The organism is Enterobacter sp. 01-M-03-SI-ECC (assembly GCF_047530215.1).
GTDB lineage: Bacteria > Pseudomonadota > Gammaproteobacteria > Enterobacterales > Enterobacteriaceae > Enterobacter > Enterobacter chengduensis.
Map to the genome: position 1 here is coordinate 1 of NZ_JBLKDA010000088.1, position 1443 is coordinate 1443.

The following is a 1443-nucleotide window of genomic DNA, read 5'->3' on the forward strand; positions in this document are numbered from 1 at the left end:
TGTACTGACCCCAAAAAGTTGGACAGTTAAACACGAGGCACATAGGTCTGGGTTCGATATTCAATTGGACTCAGACCTTTTAATTTCAGGCTAATTCTTCTGCTGTTGTAGTAGTCAATATATTCCGTAACAGCATCCTTCAGTTCGCTTATATTACTGAACTCGTCAAGATAAAAACACTCCGACTTTAAGGTTCCAAAGAAACATTCCACGACTGCATTATCCAGACAATTGCCTTTTCTGGACATGCTCTGTGTAATGCCTTGTTCTTTAAGGATGTTTTGATACCTTCTCATACGATACTGCCATCCCTGGTCAGAGTGCAGAATAGGATGCTCGTGAGGCTTAAGCTTTTTGAATGCCTGATCGAGCATATTCTCGACCATGTTCATCACAGGTCTTTCCGACAGGCTGTAAGAAATAACTTCGTTGTTGAAGAGATCTATTACTGGAGACAAATACAGCTTTCGCCCATTGACTGCAAATTCAGTAACGTCGGTAACCCACTTCTCGTTTGGCCGTGTAGCCTTGAAATCCCTTTGGAGAACATTGGGGGCGGTTTGCCCTACCTCTCCTCTGTAGGAGCTGTATCGCTTGACCTTAATCGCTGCCTTAAGCGAGAGGGTTCCCATCAGGCGCTGAACGGCTTTATGGTTAATCCGTTCCCCGTCTCGATGGAGAGACAACGTTACCCTACGGTATCCGTAACGACCTTTATTCTCGTGATAAATCTCACCAATACGCTTTTTAACATCCGCATACTTATCAGGCTTGCTGAGAGCCTTTAGATGGTAATAAAACGTACTGCGCGGTATCTCCGCTGCCTTGAGAAGCTCATCAAGAGGGTAAAACTGCCTTAGCTCGTTGAGTACTTTCACTTTTTCGCGGGATGAGCTAAGGCTTTCAGCTTTTTTAGATACGTAAGCCGCATTTCAAGGAATCGAACTTGTCTTTCAAGATCCTCAATACGTCGGTCTTTCGACAGCTCCAATGCTAACGCCGCTTTTTCTGGATCAACTGACATTGTAATGTTTCTTTTGGTGCCGATCTTGAGTGCGCGTAAACCAGCTTCTCCGTGCTCCTCATAGACTTTCAGCCACTTGGCTACAGAACCACTACCAGCAAGCATAAAGTGAGCAGCAGCCTGATTGAGGGACATCTGCTGCTCGGTCACGGCTTTCACGACCTTAATGCGCAACTCTGGATCAGCACTAACGCCTTTAGGTTTGGGAATTAAACCTTTTTCTCCATGTTTTTCATAGAGGGCAACCCACGTCCTGACCTGTGTTCGAGGCACACCAAAACGTGCAGAGATGATCCTGTAACCATCATCAGTTGTGAAGTAGTGATTCACGACTTCAAGGCGCTTTTCGAAGGGGTATTTTGGCTTTGACATATCAGGGACTATTCCATTTCATCGTCCAACAAAATGGGTGCAGTACA

At 45.3% G+C, this 1443-nt stretch carries 1 protein-coding gene; it reads right to left on the minus strand.

Annotation, left to right across the window (positions count from 1 at the left end; genetic code table 11):
- Positions 1 to 26 precede the first annotated feature (26 nt).
- A protein-coding gene (locus ACMWKK_RS26145; protein WP_085949440.1) for an IS3-like element ISKpn8 family transposase occupies positions 27 to 1396 on the minus strand; the annotation gives its coding sequence in 2 pieces (ribosomal slippage) (positions 27 to 916 and positions 916 to 1396; 1371 coding nt in all).
- Positions 1397 to 1443 lie beyond the last annotated feature (47 nt).